Origin of the sequence: Bacillus sp. FSL R5-0576, assembly GCF_038004765.1 — a bacterium.
GTDB lineage: Bacteria > Bacillota > Bacilli > Bacillales > Bacillaceae > Bacillus > Bacillus subtilis.
In genome coordinates this window covers 653,356-679,082 of the sequence record NZ_JBBORU010000001.1, presented here as the reverse complement: position 1 = coordinate 679,082, position 25,727 = coordinate 653,356, and the positions used below count along the sequence as shown (strand labels likewise).

Sequence of the window (25,727 nt, the reverse complement as noted above, 5' to 3'; positions counted from 1 at the left end):
AGCCGGAATATTTATGTTTCGCACCATATCATTTTTATTACAACCATTTGGAAACCAATCACTGGACGAAAGAAACCTTCATTTCGTTTCACATTTTTTTCTCGGAAATAAAAAAAGGATTTCTTTTGTCATGTGTGCCTTTGAAAAAAGAAATAGATACCGAGTATAAGAATAACATAAACTAGCAAAAACGAAAAATAGGTTTTGCAGACAGCCCGCCCTTCCGGCGGACTGAAGTTATTGTATGCATCAATGTTTAGCGCGATCACCATTTTTTCTAAAGGACAAAAAAGACTGGATGTTCCCAGTCTTCTTTATCTATATCCCTGCCCAGACATCTTTGGTGTACATACCGGTATCCTGCAGATGTCTCAGCCAGTTTTGCGCTTCTTGCTCCCCGGTGCCATGAACAGACTGATACGCCTTTTGCAGTGCCGCCTCCACATCCGGGGCCATTTTGCTGCCATCACCGCATACATAAAGCCTGCCTCCGCGGTCAAGGATCGATATTAACATTTCTGCATGGTCAGCCATTACATGCTGGACATACGTTTTCGGCATGCCTTCTTTGCGGGAAAAGGCTGTGTGGACAGTGACGATTCCGTCTTTTTCAAACTGCTCAAGTTCATCGCGGTATATAAAATCACGATCGTTCCTGCATCCAAAATAGAGATGAGCTTCACCGAGCGTTTTCCCTTCCCGCTTTAAAACTTCGCGGGCTTGAAGGAAACCGCGGAATGGTGCGACTCCGGTGCCTGGTCCGACCATAATGATTGGAGTTTCAGGATCTTCTGGAAGCTGAAACCGGGATTCCGGTGTGCGGACAAACATCACGACATCATCACCGGCTTTACGCTCAGCTAAATCATTTGATGCCACGCCCCTGTATTCGCCACGGCCGCTCCACGCAGGGCCACGCACGACACCGACTGTGATCGATGCTTGCCGCGGATTCACTCTTGGAGAGCTTGAAATCGAATAATATCTCGGTTTTAACGGCCGTAAAAGCTCTAAAAATCGTTCAAACGGCATGTCGCACGCTTCATACTTTTCAAGCAGATCCAGCATGGAAATTCGTTTTTTCAATATTTGCTCCTGATAAACACCCTCTGCTGTCAGTTCTTCTAATTCGCGCTTATGCGGCGGACACACTGTAAAAGCGGCCAGTTCACGTATTTGCGCTCTTGTGGCTGCTTCCTGCACCTCGACGCTGTAGCTGAGAAGATCATGCAGGCTGACAGGACGGCCCAATGGCAGATGCCCCGCACTGTGGCCGCTTGCAGACAATGTCACTTGATCGGTTCCCTTCAGACCGAATCTGTGGAGAATCCGGTTGACATTGGTTTGGCTGTTTTTTGGCAATACGCCAAGATGGTCGCCCTCTTGATATTCAACATCCGGCGGCAATGCAATTTCGATATGGCGAGTGCTTCGATCGCTGTCTGCGGACTGGAGTTCACGATTTTCGGCAATGGATGCGTGAGAGGCTTCGTACGATCTAGCGAGCGGAGACTCGCCCAGCCCTCTGACAAACTGAAGGCTTAGCGTGCTTCGTTCCTTATCGGCGTTTTCATTCAGCTCCAGTCCGAATGCCTTAATGGCGTCTGCCCACATGCTTTTTTTCCACTCGTCAAGCTGCCCTTCAAAATCACCGCTCACATCCCCTTCCCCGCGCGCAGAAAACCGAGTCGCGCCTTTCTCCGCAAGCTGCTCATCAATGAATCTCGGCACGTATTGATACGTGCTCGCCCAGTTGTGGTCGCCGCAGCCAAATACCGCGTAATGGACGCCCTCAAGCTCACCCGGTTTGATTTCTTGAAGCCACTGCACGAACTGTCCGGCATTGCTTGGCGGTTTTCCATTATAAGACGAGGTCACAATGACAACCGCTCCCTCTTTCGGCAGCTTTCCAATCCGGTCGTTCAGAGGTGCTGTCTCTGTCCTTACGCCGTGAAGACTGGCAGTATCAGCAAGCTCCCGGGCGACGCCTTCTGCGGTGCCGGTATCTGAGCCGTACAGCACGAGAAGCGGGCGGTTGTTAAGACCGATGACCGATGCACCCTTTGCTTCCGTTTTCTCCTTTTGCTCATCAGGCGCGGCTTTTTCAGCTGCCTGGACGTCCGCATGAATGGCTTCCTGATGACGGCTTTGAACCCTGATGTGAAAATCGCCCGGCTTAAGTGTTAAGGTTTGTTTGATATCAAGCTCATAATTCTCATGATCAATCAGTGTGAAATATTTTAGAATCATGCCTAACACAAGTGTGGCTTCATGAAGGGCAAACTGCATGCCGATACAGGCCCGTTGTCCATTTCCGAATGGTTTGTACGCATGATGAGGCACTTGGTCCTGATGCTCAAACCGTTCCGGCCGGAATTCTTCTGCGTCCTTTCCCCAAGCGTCTCGATCACGATGAAGCTGCGGAATCAGCACAGAAATTCTGTCATTCGTCGTGATCGGGAATTTCCCGCCAATGACTGTGTCTGCTTTTGGATAAAGGCTGAAAGCCGGAGCTGTCGGCCATAAGCGCAGTGATTCATTTAAAATCATCCGTATGTATGTAAGCTCCAGCACTTGTTTATAGGTCGGCGCTGCATCCGTCAGCACCCGATCGACCTCTTCATACGCCTTTTTCAGTTTGTCAGGATGCTTCAATAAAAAATAAGTCGCAAAGGAAAGCAGGCCGCTCGTTGTTTCATGGCCGGCAATCAAAAACGTAATGATTTGAAAGCGGATATTTTCGTCGTCGAGCTTTTCACCCGTTTCCGGATCTTCCACATTCAGCATGCGGGCGAGCAAATCTTTTTCATCCTGGTCTCCATTCGCCCTGCGCTCTGCAATAATGCTGTCGACTAACGAAAACATCGTTTGAATATCATGGCGGAATTGCCGCTTTGTTCTGACCATAAGCTTATCTTGAACATCAAGCCGCTGCATTTGATGCATCGCTTCATCAAGCGCCCGCACCATGCTGTTGATAAACGGGTGGGGCGTTTCTCTGTAGTAACTGTTAAAGCGGTAGTTAAACCCGCATAGCCCAATGGTGTCGAGCGTCAGCCGGGTCATATCTCCCGGGACATCGACTGCTTCATTCGGATTGAGCCTTGCCCATTTTTGAATGAGCTGAACAGCGATATCGACCATTTTCTCATGATAGTCCTTCATGGCCCGCTGGCTGAACGTCGGCATCAGAATGTTGTGCGCTTTTCTCCAGTTAGGCTCATGCGTCCAGCTCGTAAACAATCCGTCACCGGAAAACGCGCGGACCTTTTCCAAGGCGCCTTCAATGCTTTTATCAAACCGTTCTTCATCACAAACCTCTTTCACCAATTCGTGGCCGGACACTACAATGGTCGTGCCCGCGGGTGTATGGATTTGAAAAATCGGGCCCTGTTCTTCCGCCAGTTTGATCAGCGAAAGCGTCGGCTTGTCTTTATCGATTAAAGGCAAATTGCCGAGCGGCCCAAACGTCTTCGGTTGAGGAATCGGGCTTGTTTCCTTCATCGAACCATTCCTTTCCGTATGAGATGCCTTCTATTTGACTACATTTCCCTTTCATGGTCATGATTATTCCGTTCTCCCAATTGACGCATGATCGCTGTTTTTTCTATACTTGAGAAGCTGTACAATACGCGAATAAGGTGAGTTTATATATGGATTTTGAAATTCGGTTTTTATCCTTTTATGTCATACAGGTGGAAGGCAAAGATGAGCAGGCGAACAAGCAGTTCAAGCACTTCCAGACCCTTGATACGGGCGAATTTGAAGAAAGCGAGCTGAAGGACTTTCTCGACGGGGAACTGAAAAAAATCGTCAAACGGAAAGCAGACCGCCATCCGCAGTCCGAGCAGGTGCCGACGAAAATCGGCCATTTTATCGTCGAGCCCGGCCACGAGCTCGATTCCAACCCAAACTACAACATGTTCAACCGCGCGCGTCTGGCGGAAACAAAAGAAGACTTCAATGAGCTGAGCGAGCAGTTCGTCCGCACGTACCTTGACACAAGCGCGGTTCGCGGCGGCGTGTTTCTCGTCGCTTCGGCCGTACCGAGAAAATACTTTGACGAGTCATTTGTCTTCATTATGAAATGTGATTTTGAGCCGAAGGTCGCCCGCATCTCTGACGCGTCTTCTCTCATTAAAAAAGTCGAAATGGCGATCACGACAAAAAACATGAAAAGCATCCAATACCCGTACATGCCAGAGGAAGGAATGGTCGAGGAAGGTGAACTGAAAATCCACCAGGCCTCACACGCCCGCTATTTTGAGGACTTTCTGAAATTCGTCGAGTACGGAGAATCGATGCCAGAAATCATGAAAAATCAGGTCATGAACATGGTACAAGAGCACGTCTACGAGACATTTGAAGACAACAGCGAAGAACTCAAGCAGTTCGAGCACGACATTGAGATTTGGGAAGCAAGCGAAAAACGGGAAATCCAAGAGCGCCTCGACACCCATCAAGTCATCGAAGCCTCCGCCCAAATCATCGAGCACACGCCAGAGGCCCAGCTGAAAATGAAAGTCGGAGAAACAGAGATTAAGGGATTGCTAGCGGATTTTGGCGATTCTATTCATCTCGCAAAAGTAAACGGGCGCTATGTCGCGCTGATTGAAGCCGAGACGATTTCGTTTGAGAAAGGCAGTTCACCGGTGGAGTTTTATAAGCCTGAGGGGCTGCATGAGGTGATTGAGCGGATAAGGAATAAAACAGAGCAAGACTAAAAAGTCCAGAAATCACTTTCTGGACTTTTCCTATTTAATACCCTTCCCTCAACACCGCATAGCACTCCCCAATCAGTTCTTCCGCTCCCGGCTCTCCTTTCAGCCCGCGGCGGACGATTTCTGAAGATAGATTCTGGACTTTGAGCGCTCGTGGGGCTCTTCTTTTGTAGTACGCCTGTAATGCTGTTTCGTGGTCGGCGTGGTTTTGGAGTTCTTCGGCGAGGACGATGGCATCCTCGATCGCCATTGCCGCTCCTTGTGCCAGGGTTGGCGCACCGGCGTGGGCGGCGTCTCCTCCGATGATGACGGGTCTTCGTACCATGGCTCCAGCACTGTGACCTGCTCCAGCGTATTTAAAATGATAGGATACTCATAAACACTCCATCTGCCCTTTTTATGTATGGAAAAAAAGCGCCTATCCAAAGACAGGCGCTTTTTCATTAATCATCACTGCTCAAAATGCCGAAGAAGCGGAGCAGGTTGATGAACAAGTTGATAAAGTCTAGGTACAGCGATAACGCCATAACCGGAATCAAGTCTTCCGTAATGTGGCGGTGTTTGATTTGATTCAAATCATACAAAATGTAAAGGGAAAAGACGATGGTTCCGATCACGGAATACGCCATCATCGCCGCTGAGTTTAACGGGCTGAAAATGTTGAAAATCCCTACCACTGCGAGGGCGAGCACCGCAACCAGCAGAAATGACCACAGGAAGGATAAATCCTTCTTCATTTTTGCGCCGATTGTGCCTAAGACGGCAAAAATGACAAATGTAGAACCAAAGGCTTCAAGCACGACATAGGCGCCGGCGATGGAAGCGTAATGGCTGACGATCGGAAATAAGGTAATGCCGGAAACGAACGCGAATGTATATACAAACGCATACCCGACCGCTTTTCTTCTGCGCATCCAGAAGGCCAGAATAATCATCACCACTTCAAGAATAGAAAGCGGCAGCATCAAAGCGACAGGAACAAATTGGCCGATAAAAAGGCCGACAGTCGCGATCAGCAAAGTAAAGACAAAGACTGTCAAAATGCGTTGCATGATCGATTGCTTACTCTCGTGAACCGTAGCTTGCATGTCAAAAATCCTCCTAAAAAATGATCTTAAAGGTCTATTATATAAAAATTGGATGAAATATGTATATGTTTTAAGGAGAATTTAATGAAAACAAACGCCCTTTACATTATCATTTTGATTCTTTCCTTTTCAGCGAAAAACGGTGCTTTTCTATTTTCTCAATTTGGGTAATCTGAGAATCATGAACCGTAATTTGAACGGTGCCGAAATCGAGTGTTTCCAGCGAGCTGATGATTTTTTCAATCACTTCCGGATCAATCGTTGATTTTGAAACCAAAAGACCTTCCCCCCTGTTGAATAGGTTTTAATTCACAGTATTCTTATAAGAATTATAATATTATGTTTTTTTTGATAAATCAATGGTGATTTCTGTTCAAATCAAAAAGGCATATGATCACCCGGTGACGGACAATCATATGCCTGGAAACTTCCTATTTGTTTTCTTCCAATTCCTCAACAATACAGCGGACACCCATATTTTCTAATGCCTGCTTCAGCGTGCCGTACGTTTCATATTCACTAAAATCAAGCCCCAATTGAATCGATGTTTGGGCCACATCCGGGCGAATCCCTGAAAATACGGCTTTGACGCCTAATAAGAAAAGCGTTTTAGACAGGTTGTACAATTGCTGAGCCACCATGGTATCCACAATCGGAACACCCGAAAGATCAACGACGAGGCTTGTGATTTTTCTCTCGACACAGCGGACCGGCACTGTTTCTAAAATGACCTGTGCCCGTTTTGTATCAATGGAGCCGATAAGCGGCAATATCCCGATTCCATCGGCAATGGAAATGACCGGGCAGCCAAGCTCTGAGATCAGTTCCTGCTGAGATGTGAGCCTCATCAGCATGAATTTTTGGTACTGCTCAGAGAATTCAATAATCAGCTTATCGAACGACTGATTCACAATGCGGTTCCATCGGTCTGCATCCTCATTTGTCACGATCTCCTGATTCTCTTTTATAAATGTGACGACTGCGTCCCAGAATGAGATTCTAGAGTTGGATATGGCTTCTACGACCTCATGAACTTGAACATCCTGCTCTACCCTGTTTTTCGCAACGTTTTCCGCCCATTTTGTCATGTTGTCTTGAAAATCGGTTTGATCCTCCAGAAATGCGCTTGCGATTGTTATATTGGTAAATGTATGCTGCTCGGTTAAAAGTGTTTTCGTTTCTTCACTTAAATGGCTGGCGGAATATAGCTCGCCTTTTAGCTGGCAACGCAAACTGAACCATTTCTCAGTAATATCCGCAGTGTTGTCTATGATATATTGATATAATAATTGATCGATATTCACGGTCTGTCTCCTTTTTCGTAATAGAAGCACTTTCATTATAAAATGATAAATCGGAATTGTGAATAAGACTAGAGAAAAATCAAATGATTCTGCTCTCTGAGAGCATTTCAGCTTCATATCCTTAGGCGAATGCACCAATAAGAGTCCGCCCGCATAAACTGCAGTGTACAGTTTACAATGAGAAAGGACGTTATCACATGTATTATGTTGATCCTTATATGTTTGCGGGGCATTTTTATGAGCCTTGGCCTGCTTTTGAATATGAATACCGATATCCATGGCCTGGCATTGGCAGCGGTGCTGTTCCGGGCTCTGGCGGCGGCTCCGGCCCTGGCATTGGCGGCGGTGCTGTTCCAGGCTTTGGCGGCGGCTCCGGCCCTGGTATTGGCGGTGGCGCTGTTCCAGGCTTTGGCGGCGGCTCCGGCCCTGGTATTGGCAGCGGTGCCAGCCCAGGCTTCGGCGGTGCGCCGCAGGGACCTCCTCCTTCCCAAATACCAGCGAAACCCCCAAAACCGCAGGGTTCTCAAGGAGCCGTTTTGTTAGTTGAACCAATCACCATTCGTCCTTGCCTTTTCCGATTTACCTATGTTTGGTTAACCAATGGCCGCTCATTTTGGTTTTACCCGATCATCCTTGGCAGAAGATCCGTCGGCGGCTTTTATTGGGATTCCTCACGGCGCCGCTGGGTTTATTTCGCCTTAGACACAAATCACATCGATGTTGTAAGCTGCTCATTTTAATAATCAGCCGGTTTCCCGGCTGATTTTTTTATGTTACTTCGGCCGTAAACAGGTTATAGTATTATTATCTTTTCAACTTGGAGGTTTCCCTATGATCAAACAAATTGGCACTGTTGCTGTATATGTCGAGGACCAGCAGAAAGCGAAGCAATTTTGGACAGAGAAGGTAGGCTTTGATATTGCAGCGGACCACCCGATGGGACCTGAAGCAAGCTGGCTGGAGGTTGCGCCAAAAGGAGCCGAGACTCGTTTAGTCATTTACCCGAAAGCCATGATGAAAGGCTCAGAGCAAATGAAGGCTTCTATTGTGTTTGAATGCGAAGACATCTTTGGTACATACGAGAAAATGAAGACAAACGGTGTAGAATTTCTCGGTGAGCCCAATCAAATGGAGTGGGGCACCTTCGTTCAATTTAAGGACGAAGACGGAAATGTGTTTTTATTAAAAGAATAAACTGTTGCGCACGGCGGTTCGATTCCGCCCTGCGCTTTCTTTGACATTGAGAATGAATTTCATTTACAATTATTCATATGTGAGAATGATTGGAGTGAGACAAATGTTTGTACAGTTAAGAAAAATGACGGTTAAAGAAGGCTTTGCAGATAAAGTCATAGAACGTTTCAGCGCTGAAGGAATCATTGAAAAACAAGAAGGTTTAATTGATGTGACAGTGCTTGAGAAAAACGTACGCCGCGGTGATGAGGAAGTTGTTGTCATGATTCGCTGGGAATCAGAGGATCGCTGGAAGCAATGGGAAAAAAGCGATGCGCATATCGCCGGCCACAAAGCAAACAAAGGCAAACCAAAGCCTGACTATCTGATCAGCACTGAAGTGAGCATGTACCATGTACGTGCTGTCAAACAAGGGACATACAATCAATAAAAAGCTTGCGCCTTGCTGCAAGCTTTTTTCTAAGAGTCATGTTGATCTGCTTTGTTCGTATGTTACGGTATACAGCGGCTTATTTTTATGCCATTCTGCAAATAACACGTCCTCCGTCTTATCAATGTTCTTCTTTTTCAATTCTTGCTTCAGCCACTGTTCATCCACACCTGCTTCCTTCAGATTATCCCGGACAATCTCTCCATCTATGATTAAAGTGATCGGCAGGGAAACAGACTTCGAAGGAATCTGCAAATCCTTATTGGTCGGTTTGTCAAAGTCGGATTTTGGAAGCACGCTGACCATCCCGTTTGTTTCCAAAATCGCATATTCTACTTCTTGGATCGAAAAGCTCCCGGCTTGCCTCAAAAGGCTTTGCAGCTGGTTAATGTCTATCTTATTTTTCTTCATTACTTTATATTGAAGCTCTCCTTTGCGGATGACGATATTCGGCTCACCCTCCAAGAACTTTCGCGATGATTTCATTTTTTGCGTGATAAATTCAATAATATAAATCAGCACGCCCCACAGCAGCGAAGCAAAAATAATTTCTTTGATTTTGATTTCATGATCGTAGACGGCATTTCCGACTAATTCACCTAAAATTAAAGCAGAAATAAAGTCAAACGGCGTAATTTGAGAAAATTGGGTTTTCCCGAGAAGCTTTAAGATGATAAATAAAATGCCTAGACCGCAGACCAGTTCTACCGCAACGCTTAAATAATTTCCCATATTGATAGCACCTACTTCTTGATTATACTATCAGTATGGTCAATGCTTTCCTTTCTAAACCGGAAAAGCTCCGCTCAACGTTGCATGGTGAATTGGAGCATGTCATTGAAAAGCTGCTCTGCATCACTGCGGTCAATCTGGACAAGCGGGTCATTGAGGAAGGCTTGAAACGCGAGGCCAGCATCCTTTGTTAAACCTGCGTCCGCCACTGCCTCCTGATTGGATATATGCCTAGCCGCCAGCATTTCCACACCTTTCGGAAGCGCTCCGGACAAAATCGGCTGGACACGGTTCCTTGTGATGAATGCGTTTGTTTCGACAATGGCTTGTATAGGAAGGTTTGAGACCTGGCCTTGATTCGGCATATTTACATTTGTGACGAGTTCACTCAATCCGAGAAGAGCCGCTATGATGTTCACGCCTTCTTCTCCCGAAGCTTTCTCAGCAACGCCCCGTTGTTGCACGATCAACCGTTCTGTTTCTTGTCGTTTCTCAGCTCTATCTTGTTTTCTGAATGATATAGGTGTGAGATGAAATTTCCATACTTCAGGCTGTTTGAGGTATGGGCCGGGAAGAAACTCTGCCAGATGCCTGTCTCCCGCAGCAGGGATGGCGCCATACGTTTCAAATAAATCAAACGCAACACGGTGTGCCGAACAAAAGACGCTGTCCCTCCAGCTTTCCCCCTCCAGCTCATATCCTGATTCCCCATAGTGCGCGCTGAATTCACGGAATATAGGCAGCAGGTCAATATGGCGGTAAGAGGCTTTTGTGATCCATGTAAAATGGTTAATGCCGAGCACATTAACGCGGATATCCTCACGCCGCGGCACCTCAATCCCCAGCCTTTCCGTGACCATTTCCGCCAATAACTTTTGCGTCCCGAATACCTCGTGGCAGCAGCCAATCGCTTTGATGCCGGGAAACACTTTATACAGCACTCTTGTACAGACAGACATCGGGTTTGTATAATTAATGACCCATGATTCAGGTGCGTAGTCTCTTATTGCCCGGGCAATTTCCGCAAATATCGGGACAGCACGCAAGCCCCTGATGATCCCTCCAGGCCCGACAGTATCACCTACAGACTGATAAATACCGCAGCGCTCAGGCAAGTGGACATCGACTTCCATATCATCCAGTGATCCCGGCAAAATGGAAATAATGACGATATCCGCGGCTGATAACGCCTTTTTCAAAGTAGAAACAGCCTCATATCTCCATCTGCCGTTCCCGCTGTGATTGCCGATCACTTCATTTTTCTGAGCGGCTTCAAAATCAAGATCATAGAGCGCCACCGTGCCTGACATCCGTTCATCAATCGACAAATCACTCATCAGGCTTCTGGCCCAGCCTTGGGACCCCCCGCCGATATAGGCAATCTTAATCTGATCTAATGTACTGATATGAAACACTCCCTTTCTCAGCCTTTCACCGAACCGATCAGCATTCCCTTTGCAAAGTGTTTTTGTAAAAATGGATAGACCGCCAAAATCGGCAGCGTCGCTATGACAATGACAGCGAGTTTAATTCCCTGCTCCGGCGGAACGGCATTTTGCATCGTATCGCCATTGGTCGCCGTTAAATCCGATAAAATCGTGACTTGGCGAAGCACCATTTGCAGCGGCCATTTTGCACTGTCATTGATATATAAGAGAGCGTGGAAGAAATCATTCCAAATCCCGACCGCATAAAACAGCGCAAAGGTCGCTATGACTGGCTTTGACAGTGGCAGGGCGATCCGCCAGAAGACGCCGATTTCGGAACAGCCGTCAATTTTTGCTGATTCCTCCAGCTCGCGCGGCAGCTGCTGAAAGAAGTTTTTGATAATAATAAGGTTGAACGGATTAATCGCCATCGGCAGAATCAATGCCCAATACGTATCCAAAAGGCCAAGTGATTTTACGACAAGGTACGTCGGAATCATGCCGCCTGAAAACAGCATGGAGAAAATCACCAGATTCAACAGCAGATTCCGTCCCTTCACATGCCGCTTCGCCAGCGGATACGCCATTGTGAAGGTGAAAAACAGCTGTACAGCCGTCCCGACCACGGTGATGAAGATGGACACACCCATGCTTCGAAGGAACGTCGGTGTCGAAAACACATACTTGTAAGCATCAAGTGTAAAGGTTTTCGGGAAAATAAAGAAGCTCCGCTGGGCGAGTTCCGCTTCTGTCGCAAAGGAACCGGCGATAATATACAAAAACGGCAAAATGGTAATCGCGCCGACACCGCCGAGAAACAGAATGTTGCAGACGTCAAACACCCGTCCGGCTTTGGTGTTGTGCATCGTGTGAATTTCAGCCATACCTCTCCCTCCTCTAAAACAATCCTTCCTGATCAAACTTTTTCGCAATGTAATTGGCGCCAAAAATCAAGATAATCCCGACAACTGACTTAAACAAACCGACCGCCGTGCTGTAGCTATACGCCCCTTGGGTAATCCCCATCATGTACACATACGTGTCGAAGATGTCAGCCACACTGCGGTTGAGCGAGTTCGTCATCAAATACACCTGTTCAAAGCCTAGATTCAAAAAGCTGCCGATTCTTAAAATCAACAAAACGATAATGGTGCTTCTAATCGCCGGCAGAGTAATATGCCACATTCTCCTGAACCGCCCCGCTCCGTCCATGATGGCCGCTTCATACTGCTCTTGATCAACCGTAGCAAGCGCTGCCAAAAATAGAATCGTTCCCCAGCCTGTCTCCTTCCAAATGCTTTGCATCACAATCATTGGCCGGAACCAGTCTGCATCCGACAAGAAAGAAATCTGCTCACCTGTCAGGCTCATAATCAATTTGTTGATCACACCTGTATCGACAGTAAAGAAAACGAAGGTGATGCTGACCACAATTGTCCATGATACAAAATGGGGTACGTAAATAAAGGTTTGGATACATCTTTTATACACGGCCTTTCTTACCTCATTCAAAAGCAGGGCCAAAATGAGAGGCGCGGGAAAGGCAAACAAAAGATCCAGGCTCGCCAGCATGAGGGTGTTGCGCAGCAGCCGGAAAAAATCCGGATTCATAAAAAAGTCTTTGAAATAATCAAAGCCGACCCATTCGCTTTTCCAGAAGCCGAGATATGGCGAATAGTCTTTAAAAGCGATCAGCACGCCCCACATCGGCAAGTATTTGAAAATCAAGAAATAAAGCAGACCGGGAATAAGAAGAAGATAAAGCCATTTGTCCCGTTTGAGCGCAGCCATCCAGCTGATGCCTTTTCCAGCGGTGAGAACAGGTGCATCTCCCTTCTTCGGCACTGTTTCCATATCTGTTCTCCTTTCGTGATACCGGGGCGCCCGCCGAAAGGCAGGCGCATCGGTTTATTTTGACGATTGGTACAATTTGTTCAAGTCCTTCATCAGTTCATTGCCGCCGCTTTTTTTCCAAAGCTCCACCGCATCATCGAACCCTTTTTCATCAATTTCTCCAATGATAAATTGTGTTCTCGCGTCGAGAATGATGTTGTCAAGCTGGGCTCCTTTTTGGGTATAGACATCAGATACAAGCGACTCAGCCGGGTTAAAGACGGCTATTTTTTCTCCTTCGGTTATGATGTCCTTGCGATGCTGGAAGAGCTTGGTTTTCTGGTCTTCGATGTAATACTCGCTTTTCGGAATCGACATGCTGAACTGTGCCAAGCCTTCATGCTCATACAGGAGAGATTTATTGTTTTTTTCAAGTGAGGTGAATACGCCGTCCTTGAGCTCGTAATTGCGGCCCTTCACTCCGTTGTTCGTGAGAATCTGCGCTTCCTTATCATTCATCTTATCAAGGAAGGACAGCACCTCTTTCAGCTCTTTTTCGGTTTTGACGCTTGATTTTGGTATCGTGATCATGCCTGAATAACCAGATGTCGGGAAGGTGCGCTTGCCATTCGGTCCCTCAAGCGAGCCGACGATATCAATGATATCCTTGTTCGACTCATCCGCCTCCTCCATCGCGCTTTGGATTTGAGACGCTCTTGAGCCTGTATCAACGATGACACCCGCTTTTCCTTTTACAACCGGATCATTCCACTTCGCAGAATCCATGACAGCAAAGTCCTTATTGATCAATCCCTCATCATAGAGCTTTTTAAAAAACGTGAGCGCATCCATGTATTCCTTCGTTGTAAAATCCGGAATCAGCTTTCCGTTTTCAACACCGTAGCGGTTCGGAGCGCCGAACCAGATTTGCAGAACATCCCATGGGCTTCCGTTGCCGAGTCCCATCCATTTCGGCACGACCATGCCGTACGTATCATCCTTGCCGTTTCCGTCAGGATCTTTTTCCTTAAAGGCTTTCAGCACTTCATAGAAATCATCAAGCGTTTCCGGCATATCCAGACCGACATTTTTCAGCCAGTCGGTTCTGATGATCATACACGCCCTAATCAGATCCCTCGTTCTGTAGATTCCGTACACCTCGCCGTTCACCGAGCTGTTCTTCAAAATCTTTTCATCTGCCTGGCTTAAATTCTTGTAGTCTTTTAAATAAGGAGACAGCTCCCAAAACGCCCCTGCTTTGACAGATTTGATAAAGCCGGCTGACTTATCTTTAATGACAATCGCGTGAGGCATCTCTCCTGAAGCCATGACGATGTTGAATTTGTCGTTGTAGGATGAATCAGGCACCCATGTGACCTTAATCTCTTTGCCTGTGTATTTTTCGAGCGCTTTTAATGAAGGACTCTTATCACTCGGGCTTTCCGGCGATAAGAGCGGCGCCATAATTTTGATCGTATCTTTCGAATCGCTTGCTGAATTGGATGTTTCCGAATGGCTGCATCCGGCGATCATCATGGCAGCAAGCGGCAAGGCCATCCATTTTTTTCGCATTCTTATTTTCATGATGCGTAAGTCCCCCTTTTTTCAATTTGCATTTCCCCTTTGCCCCTCTCAATATAAAGCGCTTACATAAATTCTTGCAATCTTCATTTTTTGCACCATTTCTCCTATGAAATTCCGGCTGTTATCCTTTTTTGCCCGATGTTTCTTTTTTTGCCGGAAGGGAATCTCCGATCAGTTCCAGTGCCGCTATGACATTTAAACACCATTGAGAGACAGTGTTCGTTGTCACCCATGGAAGCTCCTCTAGCTGCGTCCATGTCTCGATGCGCTCCGGTTTGATCGGAAGCGGCATATGGCTGAGCTTATCTTCTAGCAAAAGATTCCACGCTTTGGCGGCGAGATGAGGATCTTGTTTTTTTCTCGCGGCGTAGGCTGTCATACCGGCGGCGAACATCGGCCAGTGAAAATGCTCGTCATGAAGAGCGCCTCCGCTTTTTTTCCGTTTTTCCTCATCACTTAGTGTGTAAAATTCGCCGAATTCACTCAGCATATCTTCCCATTCCCGGTCATCAAGCAGCTCAGCCAGCTCCATCCACACTTGCGGCGCGCCGAAGGCAATGATCATATGATATCCGCCCGCAATGCCGTCTCCCAAATGATGAAGCATCGAGGTCGCCGGGTCATATTCAAATGTCGGGCCGGATAATAAGCGGAGCGGCAGCAGCTTCAGACAGTTGATTCCCGTTTCGATTTTTTTGAGATATTCCGGATTTTCGGTCCGCTCCCATTCCGCCAGCCAGTTCGAGCAAAACGCCGCCCAGTCCGGTCCCGTTCTGGCGTGAGTCGGGTGCTTGCCTTTCTCGTAAAAAGCGCGCATCGGATCGGTTTTGACGAGGGCATAATCGGCATCCTTCACTTCTGTCAAAAGATCTCCCGTCCGCTCATCACCCGTCAGATAATAATAGAATTTATAAAGCCCGGCCATGCTGATTCTCGCTTCCTTGCAGCCGCATCCCCAGTGCACAACGTTATGCCGTGAACCAAGTCCTGCGTATTCACCGAGGTGAAAGCTGTCCGTTTCGCTCGTATGGCGGGTCATGGCTTCTGCCATGCGAAAGATATCCTCTCTGCCTGAGCGGAAAAACGCCTGCCACAGCCATAAGGTCGGAACGAGCTCATTGTTTTGCCATGCGTATCCGCCGAGATCGTACCGCCACATATGCCGGATCGGGTCATACGTATGCATGACATCGCCATAATGCCAAAAACCGTACCATCTGCGTTGCTCTACTTCCTTTTTATAAAACAGAAAGGCCGCATCGAGATGTTCTTCCAGCTCTTTTTTGAGCGGATGGGATGTGTCAATGATGCTCCAAACCCCGAGTGCTTTTGATTCGTAATAGATGTCCGGCTCGCATACAATGAGCGGCGGCGCCTGCCATTTGTCAGCGAGCGCATTGAGGACTTCGTCAGACGGCATGTGCGAAAAGCACGCCAAGCTGATTTCATTTGTGTTCGCAATGCCTGTCGGATCAGAGCGCATTTCATCAAAGCCTTCATACGCGCTGGCCACGTGGGTGTTTCCTGTATAATGCCGCAAATCCATCGCTTCGCCGTCCGGAGGCCAAAGCCAGATAGTCATTTTGGGGCGGCTGCCGGCAAGACCTGTGATTTCCAGTGCTGACGGATATTTCTCAAAGAAATACCGCAGGCCGAGAGCCACACCGCCATTTTTTCCGCCCGCATAGCAAAGCCCCTTCGCCCGGCTGCCATGCAGCATGCCGATCCACGCATAATCTTTTCCGGTCCGTTTTGACAGGCTGTAATGATCGCTTGAATCCTGAACAAGCTTCACATCGTCCCAAACCGCATTCTGTGTTCCGTGCGCAAACCATTCCTTATGCTCTTCATCTGGAGACAGCATTTCGCCATTGATTTGTTTTTCATAAAGCGGATATCGTTCATTGAATTTACGTGTACCAAACAGCTGGGCGGGTTCTTTGTACATCCCTTTCTCTCCCGCAAAGCGAAAATGGCGGTTGTACGGCTCTCCCTCCAAAAAAAGGTCGAATTCGATGCCGAGCCCCTTAACGAATTCTAGTTTACCGCTCCTGTCAATCAGCTGCGTGTGCACAAGGCCGATCTCAGACAGCCCGGCATAAAACGTCAATCGGATGACAAACGGCAGCCATTCTTCATTCGTTTTATGGAGCACATGCACTCCCTCGATTTTGACTACTGCTTTGACAGGACCACTCTGCTCAATCGTCGCCCGTTTGATAAAGCTGACAGACGTTTCTTGAAAAAGAACCGTTTCCGCCGCTGACTCCTTTCTCGTTTCTCTTATCGCAACGAGCCTCCCGCCTGCGGCGATCGGCTTTCCGTTGATCTGCAATGATTGAATGAAATCAGATCCTGTTTTATGAATGGTACAAACGAGTGCTCCTGTATCCACTTGGATATCGTGCTCTGTCTCATGAATACTGAGCGATTCAGTTGGCTGCGGGACTTCTCTTTTTTGCACGATAAAGTTTTGGTTTTCCTTACCGCCAAACACCGCCGCGTGCTTTGTCCACTTGATGCTCCCGTCCGGCCAATAGGCCGACGGTTCGCTTTGCACATATCGCGTTTCCGCGTTTTTATTCATAAGCGCCAGACGGTCACCCTTTTTTAATTCTCCTTTTTTCCATGGCACGCCCCACGTCACACCGCTTATCACCTTTGGCTGTCCTGATAACCATTTGATCTTTTTCATCGGTCTCTCCCTCCATAGAAAAAAGCTGATTCGATGCAAAGAATCAGCTGGGATTGTCAAATTGAATCACACGGTATTCATGCGGTCCGACCGCCAGCCTCCCCGCCTTTTCCAAGCGGTGCGTCAACAGATCTGTTCCCGCTTCCGGCAGTGTCACACTTCCTCCTTTTCCATCCATATTCACGATGATCCACACAAGGCCGTTATCGCCTTTGCGCGGGGCAACGATCGTGCCGGGCGTAACATCCGACCGGCTGGAAATAACAGCTTCCTCCGCATAATGCCTGACGAGCGCTTCCAGCATCGCATCCCCTTCTTTCCCGGATGGAAGCGAGCCCAGCATGACAATTTTCCCCTCGCCGTAATTCCGTTCCGTCAGAAAAGCATGGCCCGCCCCCGGTCCTGCTTCAACCGTGCCAAGGGTGTTTCCGCTCTCTGTGTCAAACACCGCGCTCCACAGCCCAAGCGGCGCCGTGATGCCAAACGCTTTTCCTGTATTCACGTTCTCATTCATCGGAAAGGTAAACAGTGTTTTGATCCCTGACGTTTTCTCAAGTTCGCCAAGTCCGCAATCGGTATGAATGGTATGCTCGCATGTGCGCCCTCCTGTCAACGGCCCGGCAATCCAGATGCCGCCCGCTTCAGCGAATGCCGAAGCTTTTTTGATAAATTCAGAAGACAAATACGGCACAAATGGCGTAAACAGCAAGCGATATCCGTCCAGTGGAGCGCCTTCCGGAATAAGGTCACGGTGAATCCCCGTGTTGAGAATACGTTCATAAAAATGCGTCACAAGCGAACGATGCCGGAGTCCCCGGTGAGGCTCAGTTTTAATAAATGCTTTTGCTCTGTCAGAGTAAGTCATCGCCGCCTCGGCTTGAACGGGTTCAGTCGATAGAATAACAGGCTCGATTTCCTTTCTTGCCCGCTCAACCGCCAGCACATTTTGGTAGCCGATGGTGGGTTCGCCCCAGGCACTGAGAACCGAACCGTGGGAAATCTCGCTGCCTGAACGCTGCTGTCGCCATAGCCAGTAGCAAAACCCCTGGCTTCCTAAGGCGTAGGACGATACGGCTTCAGCCTGCAAATACCCGTCTGCGTGCGGGTAAGCGGAGCTTTCAAGCGAGGCGGCATACGACGGACTCGTTTCCAAAATCCAAAACGGGCGTCCCTGTTTCAAATTTCTCCACAAATTACAGTTCAATAAAAAGGCAGAGGCGTTTTCCTGCGAAGCGTATGTGTCATAGGAGGCAAAATCGAGATTCTGAAACATTCTCTCATTGTCCACGCTGAACATGACTGATCCGTTATGCGTGATCGGCGCATCTGAATAGCAGCGGATGATTTTGGCCTGTTCATCCGCAAACGAAGCGATCATCTCCATCGAAAACAACTGATACATAGTGCTTAAAGAGGCGTGATGCAGAAATGGGGCCGGTCCCGGCTGCGGGACTTGCTCAAACGCCTGATAGGTTTCGCTCCACACATCGGTTCCCCAAGCTTCATTCAACCGCTCAATCACCCCATAGCGATTTTTGAGCCAGTCATGCCATAAGCGCAAGCACGTCTCACACATGCATTCTGCAACATGGCATTTAAACTCATTGTCTAGCTGCCAGCCGATCAGCCCCGGGAGCCGGCCAAGCTCCTTGGCGATGGCTGTGGTGATGATAGCGGCTTTTTTTCGAAAATACGGGTTGTTCGTACAGGCATGCTGACGGGAGCCATGCCCCATGATCTCTCTTTTTTCATTGACATGCATGCGTTCGGGCCGGCCGTGTGAGAACCAAATTGGCGGGGTAGGCGTCGGCGTGCACATAATCGTTTCGATCCCGCTTTCATACAGCCGGGCGATGATTTCTTTGAAAAAACCGACGTCAATTTTTCCTTCTTCAGGTTCCATGACAGACCAGGCAAATTCGCCGATCCGCACAACATTTACGCCAACTTCACGCATGATGTCAATGTCCTGCTGAATCGTCTCTTCATCCCATAATTCCGGATAATAGCAAGCACCATGATACAGTTTTCTCATCCCATTTTCACCTTTCTTTGATGATCGATTCTGTCAATGGCAGGCCGAGCTCCTTTATGCCTTTTGCTACAAGTTTCGCCATTTCATTTGCGCCTTTTTTTGTAAAATGCGTGTAATCATTAATCCCTTCTGAAATCATAAAATAGGTGTACACTTTTTCCTCGCCCTTCTCAGTAAAGAAAGCGAGACTTTTCTCCATCAGATCAATGAGCTGGACATTCTCCTCTTCAGCCGTCTGCTTCATGGCAATGCAGTAATCTGGAAAATCGTTCAAAAACACGCCATTTTCGTAATGAAAGCGGGCTACGGGGGTAATGAGAAGCGGATGGGCGCCTTTTTCCCGCGCGCCTGCGATATACTGCTTTAAATATTGTTTATAAGTAGTATAGGGCTCGGTGTAGCGCTCCGGCTTATTTTTCGACGCGTCATTATGGCCCATCTGCACGAACAGCCAATCATCCGGCTCGATCACATCGAGGATCGCCTGAAGCCTGCCCTCTTCGACAAATGTCTTCGAGCTTCTTCCCCCGATCGCTCTGTTGATCACCTGAATATGCTCCGGCAGATGCGAGCCGAGAAACTGCCCCCAGCCCCCTTGATTTGTGCTGTCTCCATACGTTTGAACAGTCGAATCGCCGGCAAGATAAATATGATTTGCCATTTTTCATTCCCCCTCGTTTTTTATACAGCTTCCATCACGGATAGCTCTTCCCTTGAAAAAGACCGGTGCGTACAGCGCTTGAGCATTGGTTCGTCCTGCCCGTTCGTTAATCATCTTGTCGTAGAGTTCAGCCTTTGCGTCTTATCCCTTAGTCCTCCTACAGCGGTGCCTCCGCTTTACTTCCCGCTATGTACAGGGCGGGCTTCGGCGGTTTTTTCATTCCCGTTCCGAGGTAAAAGCTCGTGTGCGGCGGCTGGTTGTAGGCGGTATTCTGCCAGGCGATGCCGAGCCTGTAAACCGGATCATGCATCAGCGTGTAAAAGCGGTGGCGGGTGAGATGTGTCGTTGTATAGATACGGAGCGCGCTGCTGTCTTCCGTTCTCCATATCACTTCTTCCCGCCAGTCTCCGAACAGGTTGGCCTGAAGAACCGGGTTTCCTTTCGTGCCGTTGTTGGACAGCACGCCGGCCGGCTGAAATATCGTCTTCAGACAGCCGTTTTCAGCATCCCATTTTTCAATCTTTGGCCTGCCGATCGTTCCGTCCCAGTCATGATCAAGCAGTTCTCTGACCAAATCACCGTCCCACCAGATGGCGAAATTGGCTGAAGCGGGCGCTTTGTCGCTGATTTTTTCGCCTTTGCTCGTGAAAAGCCCATACGACATGCCATCATTGCCCGGCGGATCAATTCCCCAGACGAGCGATCCTTTGTAGCTTGGATCAATATGAGCCGCCATGCCCCGGCCAACGTCAGTTCCAGCATGGACGCCCCATAATATCTCACCGGTTCCGGCATCTCGCAGCGACAGTCCGTACGGCTTCGTGGCGTCCTCATGCACCTGGAACACTTCAAGCCCTTTTCGTGACGGGTCCAGATCCCCTACATGCATCGCGTCTCCGTGCCCGAGCCCCGTTGAGTACAGGCCGGTTCCGTCATGATCGACAGCCATTGCGCCGTATATGATTTCATCTTTTCCGTCTCCGTCGACATCCGCCACGCTTAAACTGTGGTTCCCCTGTCCTGCGTACGCTTCATGTCCCGGATGGTTGGAGTCAAATACCCAGCGTTTTTTGAGCCTTCCGTTTCTGAAATCGTATGCCACGAGCACGGCTCTCGTATAGTAGCCGCGTGCCATTACAAGGCTCGGCCGCTCCCCATCCAAATAAGCGATTCCAGCGAGAAAACGGTCCATCCGGTTTCCATATCCGTCTCCCCAATCCTCCAGCTTGCCGCGGGGCGGTTCATATTCCACGGTCGTGAGTGCCTCACCGGTTTCTCCTTTAAACACAGTCAAATATTCCGGGCCGGACAAAATTCTGCCCTGTTCGTTTCTAAAATCGGCCTGCTCATCACCGATGATATGTCCTTTCCCGTCTGTTGTGCCGTCAGCTGTTTTCATGGCGATTTCTGCTTTTCCGTCACCGTCAAGGTCATACACCATAAATTGCGTGTAATGAGCGCCCGCCCTGATGTTTCTGCCGAGGTTGATGCGCCACAAAAAGGTGCCGTCCAGTTTATAGGCATCTATGAGCACCTCCCCGGTATAACCGTCATGAGCGTTGTCTTTTGAATTGGACGGGTCCCACTTCAGGATCATTTCATATTCTCCATCCCCGTCTATATCCCCGACACTAGCATCATTGGCGCTGTAAGTGTACGGCTTTCCGTCCGGCGTCACACCGCCTTCCGGTTTGGCAAGCGGAACCTCCAGGACATTTTCCTGCCAAACACGAGCTTCCTTGGAAAGCTTTTCTTCCCGTCCTTTATTGACAGCCGCCACTTGATAAACAGAGTCAGCCGTTCCATTTTGATCGAGAAAATTAGTGCTTTCAGCGATTGGATCGCGGGTGATCCGCTTTCCATCCCGATAAAGGTGAAAAGCCGTCGTCTCATGATCCGTGCCGAGAAAACGCCAGCTGACAAACACGCCAGCTGACAAACACGCCCTGTTCTGTCTTTACCGCAATCAAACCTCTGGTCAGGTATTCCATTTGCCTCTTTTTTGGTTTCATTTGATGGGAACGGGCTGCACGCAGCCCGTTCCTTCCCCCTTTCAGTTAAGGCGTATACATATTTGGTTTTGGCTGTTCCGCCATGCCGTCTCCTAAAAAGAAGCTTGTGTGCGGCGGCTGGTTATAGGCGATATTTTGCCAGGCGATGCCAAGCCGGTACACCGGATCGTGCATCAGCGTATACAGCCTGTGCTCAGTCGGAATGGTCGTCGTGTAAATGCGCAGTGCACTGCTGTCCTCCGTTCTCCACACGACTTCCTCGCGCCAGTCACCGAGCAGATCAGCCTGAAGCGTTGGTGTTGCTTTTGTGCCGTTGTTAGCCGCTGCGCCTGATGCAGTCAGCACATTTTTCGATACGCCGTTTTGATAATCCCACTTATCAATTCGGTTGCTGTCCAGCTGTTCCCGGAGCAGATCGCCGTCCCACCAGATGCCGAAGTTGGTAGAGGACGGAACCCCGCTTCCGATTTTGACCCCTTTCGCTGAGTAGAGAGAACCGTTTGCCCACACTTCCTGTCCCGGATAACGCGGGTCAATATCAGCAGCCATTCCCCGGCCTACATCCTTGCCGGCATAAACGCCCCAAAGGATTTTTCCGGTTGCAGCATCCCGGAAAGATAAGCCGTATTTTGCATTTTTGTCCTCATGAACTTGAAACACCTCAAGCCCCGGCCGGCCCGGATCAAGATCTCCTGTATGGAGGGCATCCCCATGGCCTAAGCCGGTCGAGTACATGCCTTTCCCGTCATGATCAACAGCCATTGAGCCGAAAATAATCTCATCTTTTCCATCCCCGTCAACGTCCGCGATGCTCAGGTTGTGATTCCCCTGTCCGGCAAACGCTTCATTTCCTGACTTTGAGGAGTCCAGCGTCCAAAGCTTTGACAGCTTTCCATCCCTGAAGTTATAGGCAACTAGCATGGTTTTAGCGTAATACCCTCTGGTCATGATCAGGCTCGGCCGCTGTCCATCAAGGTAGGCAATGCCGGCGAGAAAACGGTCAACACGGTTGCCGTAGCTGTCTCCCCAATCCGACACATTGCCGCGCGCCGGTTCAAAATTTGCGGTGACAAGCTCTTTCCCGGTTGAACCTTGAAACACAGTGAGATATTCAGGGCCTGAAAGCACACGCCCCTGTTCATTTCTGTAATCAGCATTGGCATTTCCAATTACTTTTCCCGTGCCGTCTTTTGTCCCGTCTGCCGTTTTCATTGCCACTTCCGCTTTTCCGTCACCATCAAGGTCATACACCATAAACTGGGTGTAGTGCGCGCCCGCTCTGATGTTTTTGCCGAGATTGATCCGCCATAACTTTGTGCCATCCAGTTTATACGCGTCAATCAGCACGTCACCCGTATAGCCATCCTGTGAATTGTCTTTTGAGTTAGACGGGTCCCATTTCAGGATCAGCTCGTATTGCCCGTCACCATCCACATCGCCAACACTTGCGTCATTAGCGCTGTACGTGTAAGCTTCACCCTTTGGTGTCGTGCCGCCAGCCGGTTTATCCAGCGGGACGGAATGATACGGCTGCGCCCATACGGAGGCTTTTTCAGAAGCCGGCTGTTCGGTACCGTTTACAACAGCCCGAACCGTATACGTTGAGCCCGCCGATCCGTTTTTATCCACATAGTTCGTTGTTTTGACAGGCGCAGCATTCAGTTTTTGCCCGTCTCTGTACACATTGAACAAAACAGATGCGTTTTCGGTTCCAAGAAACCGCCAGCTGACAAAAATGCCCCCGTCCGTCTTGACCGCTACAAGCCCCCGGTTCAGCGCTTCCATCTGCCGCGCTGCCCCTTCAGCTTTCACAGGACATACAGAGGTTCCCATCACCAACAAGACCAGCAACGTAATAGCGGTAAACATGCGTTTCCTTCGTCTAATCATCAGACAGCTCCTTCTCATTTATCTGTAAGCGCTTACTTAAATTGGATTTTATGCGCTATGTGAGCTGTCTTCAATTTCACTTTTTTGCATCTGCCTATTTCGGACACTGCACTTTTTTGCGTATTTGTCATTTTTTTGTTACCCGGCTTGATGGTGCTGGGCCTCCGTCTTTTGAAATCCCCTAAGAGCAAAAAACATCAACACAAGCCCAAATAAACATGGGCCGTAAAACGGAATCAGGCCAGGAAGCGTATACAGCAAATAAAGGACAAATCCGCACCCGATCAGCATACAGCCGGTCGTCAGCGGCCTCATGGCGCCAAACAGCAGTGCCTGCGGAATATATTTGCGAAGCGGGAGCTGGTAATGCACATAAAGGGGAAACACATACATCAGCGCGATGATATACAAAAGCCCTGCAAGCAGCGTGCAGCTTGTTACGGCAAAGGACAGCCAATTCGTACTGGCAGAAAAATAATGATAGTTGGCAGACAATATGAGCAAAAGAGCCGAAAACGCCAATCCGATCGCATTAACCTTGAGAAACTCTTTTTTATAGGTATCGAGAAATAACGAAAATATCGGGACATCCTTTTGCCCCATCAGCCATTTCCTTATAACGGCACACATCGCAGCTGTGCTCGGCGCCCATCCGAAAAGAACGCCGCCCAAAAGTGTAAACAACAGCCACAGCCCGTTGAGCCATGCTATTTTCACCACCGCTTCGCAGCCTGCATAAAGCGCATCCGTTACAGTCGTCTTCATCTTCTCACCGCTTGATGCACGGCAAAATCCCTGTAAACGGCTTTCATGGGGGCCATCTGCCGGAACCCGATTTTTCCTTTTGTTAACAAAGGCCCATAAGTGCTGCCGTCGTCCATCCACTCAAGAATGGGCAGACCATTGATTGAAAAGTGCACATAGCCTTTGTCTTTGATCAGCTTCATACGATACGGAGAATCAGCGTCGTCTGGAGAAGGCAGCGGATCGGCCCCCATTGCGGCGAGGTGGAAACCGCGGCTTTTTCTTAAATTGCAGGTGCGGAATGCTCTTTCCTCCGGGTATTTTCTGCGGAAATACGACAGGTGGAGGGCATTGATATCTCCTGAATGATACTCAGGGTATGTTCCTGTTCTTTTCCTGAGACTTGTGTCAAACAAATCCTCGCCGCGAATACCCGCAGCGGCAAAAAACAGCATACACAGTCCAGGCTGCTCGATCGGAGAGAAGTCCCATGTCACAATGATGCCGTCTGGAAAGGTTTCCGGACACCAAAAGACAAAGTTCGCTTCGTCCTGGACATGTGACAGGTGCAAGCTGTGATCGTCAAATGAGATCTGTCCGCCTCCCTCCATCCGCCAGTCCTTCACATCGCTTTTAGACCGGAGCGGATTACGGTACAGGCACGCGCCTTCCTTATACATGTTCTTTCCCCTCCCGGCTCACAAGGCGGTCCTTAAGCGGAAGTCCGATCTCTTCAATGCCTTCTGCCACAAGCTTCGCAACCTCCATTGCACCTTTTTCCGAAAAATGCGTATTGTCCTCAATGCCGTCCGGGTAATTCGGATGTTCATTCGGCTGAAACCAAACGAACAATCGCTTCGACTCCTCCGGCCCGTATGCTTCATACAGCACCTTTGTTTTCGCAAGCAGATCAATCACAGGTACATCGAGCTCCTTCGCCAGTGCTTTCATCGCATCTGGATACTCACCGAGCGTATGCTCGATCCGTCCGTTTTCATCAAAGCGGCGGCGCTGCACCGATGTGACGAACACAGGATGCGCGCCCTTTTCGCGTGCCGTATCTGCAAACAAGGTAAGAAACTGCTGAAATGTGGAGTACGGCTTCGTCCCCCGCGGTTTTTGGTCATTGTGGCCGAATTGAATCAACAAATAATCGCCTTGTGTGATGTGCTCGGCAATTGCTTGAAGCCTTCCTTCCTCCACAAAAGAATTGGTGCTCGCTCCTCCTTTGGCATGATTGCGGACCAGCACATCTTCAGAAAACAATTGCCCGAATACCTGCCCCCACCCCGCCATCGGCGCTTCATGAGGCGGGCAGTCACTCACAGTGGAATCTCCCGCTAAAAATACTTGAATCGGTTTCTTCATCACATGTTC

General features: G+C 48.8%; 20 protein-coding genes and 2 pseudogenes. 4 read left to right on the top strand and 18 right to left on the bottom strand.

Annotation, left to right across the window (positions count from 1 at the left end):
• Positions 1–318: 318 nt before the first annotated feature.
• Entirely contained in the window at positions 319–3,504 is a 3,186-nt protein-coding gene (cypD, locus tag NX903_RS03430) for a bifunctional P-450/NADPH--P450 reductase (RefSeq protein WP_086343557.1), read from the bottom strand.
• 149 nt (positions 3,505–3,653) lie between these two features.
• Here cypD and NX903_RS03425 point away from each other — a divergent pair, with 149 nt between their 5' ends.
• The gene (locus NX903_RS03425) at positions 3,654–4,724 is read left to right on the top strand and encodes a DUF3900 domain-containing protein (protein WP_003233793.1); all 1,071 of its coding nucleotides are present in this window, start codon (positions 3,654–3,656) and stop codon (positions 4,722–4,724) included.
• A 34-nt stretch (positions 4,725–4,758) separates the two neighbouring features.
• Here NX903_RS03425 and NX903_RS03420 read toward each other — a convergent pair.
• From NX903_RS03420 to NX903_RS03405, 4 genes and pseudogenes are all read right to left on the bottom strand, one after another.
• A pseudogene (locus tag NX903_RS03420) lies at positions 4,759–5,096 on the bottom strand (FAD-dependent monooxygenase); the annotation flags it as partial.
• A 68-nt stretch (positions 5,097–5,164) separates the two neighbouring features.
• Complete coding sequence (locus tag NX903_RS03415; protein WP_014479129.1) at positions 5,165–5,809, bottom strand: Bax inhibitor-1/YccA family protein; 645 nt, start codon at positions 5,807–5,809, stop codon at positions 5,165–5,167.
• A gap of 109 nt (positions 5,810–5,918) precedes the next feature.
• Positions 5,919–6,086 carry a YezD family protein gene (locus NX903_RS03410; RefSeq protein WP_003244522.1) on the bottom strand — a complete coding sequence of 56 codons (168 nt, stop codon included), beginning with the start codon at positions 6,084–6,086 and terminating at the stop codon, positions 5,919–5,921.
• A gap of 154 nt (positions 6,087–6,240) precedes the next feature.
• On the bottom strand, positions 6,241–7,113 hold the full coding sequence (locus NX903_RS03405; RefSeq protein WP_014479128.1) for an STAS domain-containing protein: 873 nt from the start codon (positions 7,111–7,113) through the stop codon (positions 6,241–6,243).
• Between the two features lie 197 nt (positions 7,114–7,310).
• On the opposite strand from NX903_RS03405, the gene NX903_RS03400 reads away from it, so the two are divergent.
• From NX903_RS03400 to hmoA, 3 genes are all read left to right on the top strand, one after another.
• Positions 7,311–7,853: a hypothetical protein gene (locus NX903_RS03400; protein ID WP_064671886.1), complete on the top strand. Its 543-nt coding sequence runs from the start codon at positions 7,311–7,313 to the stop codon at positions 7,851–7,853.
• Between the two features lie 91 nt (positions 7,854–7,944).
• A complete protein-coding gene (locus tag NX903_RS03395) occupies positions 7,945–8,307 on the top strand; it encodes a VOC family protein (protein ID WP_003233803.1) in 363 nt (120 codons plus the stop codon).
• Positions 8,308–8,410: 103 nt separating this feature from the next.
• Positions 8,411–8,737, top strand: a complete 327-nt coding sequence (gene hmoA, locus NX903_RS03390; protein ID WP_014479126.1) for a heme-degrading oxygenase HmoA — start codon at positions 8,411–8,413, stop codon at positions 8,735–8,737.
• 36 nt (positions 8,738–8,773) lie between these two features.
• Here hmoA and NX903_RS03385 read toward each other — a convergent pair whose 3' ends face one another.
• The 13 genes and pseudogenes from NX903_RS03385 to rhgT form a co-directional block, all read right to left on the bottom strand.
• Complete coding sequence (locus NX903_RS03385) at positions 8,774–9,469, bottom strand: DUF421 domain-containing protein (RefSeq protein WP_003233805.1); 696 nt, start codon at positions 9,467–9,469, stop codon at positions 8,774–8,776.
• A 74-nt stretch (positions 9,470–9,543) separates the two neighbouring features.
• Complete coding sequence (gene lplD / locus NX903_RS03380; protein ID WP_046664331.1) at positions 9,544–10,884, bottom strand: alpha-galacturonidase LplD; 1,341 nt, start codon at positions 10,882–10,884, stop codon at positions 9,544–9,546.
• An 8-nt stretch (positions 10,885–10,892) separates the two neighbouring features.
• The gene (locus tag NX903_RS03375) at positions 10,893–11,780 is read right to left on the bottom strand and encodes a carbohydrate ABC transporter permease (protein ID WP_003242715.1); all 888 of its coding nucleotides are present in this window, start codon (positions 11,778–11,780) and stop codon (positions 10,893–10,895) included.
• Between the two features lie 13 nt (positions 11,781–11,793).
• On the bottom strand, positions 11,794–12,750 hold the full coding sequence (locus NX903_RS03370) for an ABC transporter permease (RefSeq protein ID WP_014479122.1): 957 nt from the start codon (positions 12,748–12,750) through the stop codon (positions 11,794–11,796).
• A 54-nt stretch (positions 12,751–12,804) separates the two neighbouring features.
• Complete coding sequence (locus tag NX903_RS03365) at positions 12,805–14,313, bottom strand: extracellular solute-binding protein (RefSeq protein ID WP_029317444.1); 1,509 nt, start codon at positions 14,311–14,313, stop codon at positions 12,805–12,807.
• A 121-nt stretch (positions 14,314–14,434) separates the two neighbouring features.
• Positions 14,435–17,008 carry an exo-rhamnogalacturonan lyase family protein gene (locus NX903_RS03360; protein ID WP_086343555.1) on the bottom strand — a complete coding sequence of 858 codons (2,574 nt, stop codon included), beginning with the start codon at positions 17,006–17,008 and terminating at the stop codon, positions 14,435–14,437.
• Positions 17,009–17,051: 43 nt separating this feature from the next.
• A complete protein-coding gene (gene yesZ / locus NX903_RS03355; RefSeq protein ID WP_086343554.1) occupies positions 17,052–19,043 on the bottom strand; it encodes a beta-galactosidase YesZ in 1,992 nt (663 codons plus the stop codon).
• A gap of 7 nt (positions 19,044–19,050) precedes the next feature.
• Entirely contained in the window at positions 19,051–19,704 is a 654-nt protein-coding gene (locus tag NX903_RS03350) for a rhamnogalacturonan acetylesterase (RefSeq protein ID WP_003233813.1), read from the bottom strand.
• 157 nt (positions 19,705–19,861) lie between these two features.
• Positions 19,862–21,716 (bottom strand): annotated as a pseudogene (rhgX, locus tag NX903_RS03345) (rhamnogalacturonan exolyase).
• A 45-nt stretch (positions 21,717–21,761) separates the two neighbouring features.
• Positions 21,762–23,606 (bottom strand): rhamnogalacturonan lyase, encoded by a 1,845-nt coding sequence (rhgW, locus tag NX903_RS03340; protein WP_441296277.1) that lies wholly within the window; start codon positions 23,604–23,606, stop codon positions 21,762–21,764.
• Between the two features lie 138 nt (positions 23,607–23,744).
• The gene (locus NX903_RS03335; RefSeq protein ID WP_003233820.1) at positions 23,745–24,371 is read right to left on the bottom strand and encodes a YesL family protein; all 627 of its coding nucleotides are present in this window, start codon (positions 24,369–24,371) and stop codon (positions 23,745–23,747) included.
• Positions 24,368–25,030, bottom strand: a complete 663-nt coding sequence (locus NX903_RS03330; protein WP_086343551.1) for a YesU family protein — start codon at positions 25,028–25,030, stop codon at positions 24,368–24,370. The genes NX903_RS03335 and NX903_RS03330 overlap by 4 nt, the downstream gene beginning before the upstream one ends.
• Entirely contained in the window at positions 25,023–25,721 is a 699-nt protein-coding gene (gene rhgT / locus NX903_RS03325) for a rhamnogalacturonan acetylesterase (RefSeq protein ID WP_086343550.1), read from the bottom strand. Before rhgT ends, NX903_RS03330 begins: the two co-directional genes overlap by 8 nt.
• Between the last annotated feature and the right edge of the window lie 6 nt (positions 25,722–25,727).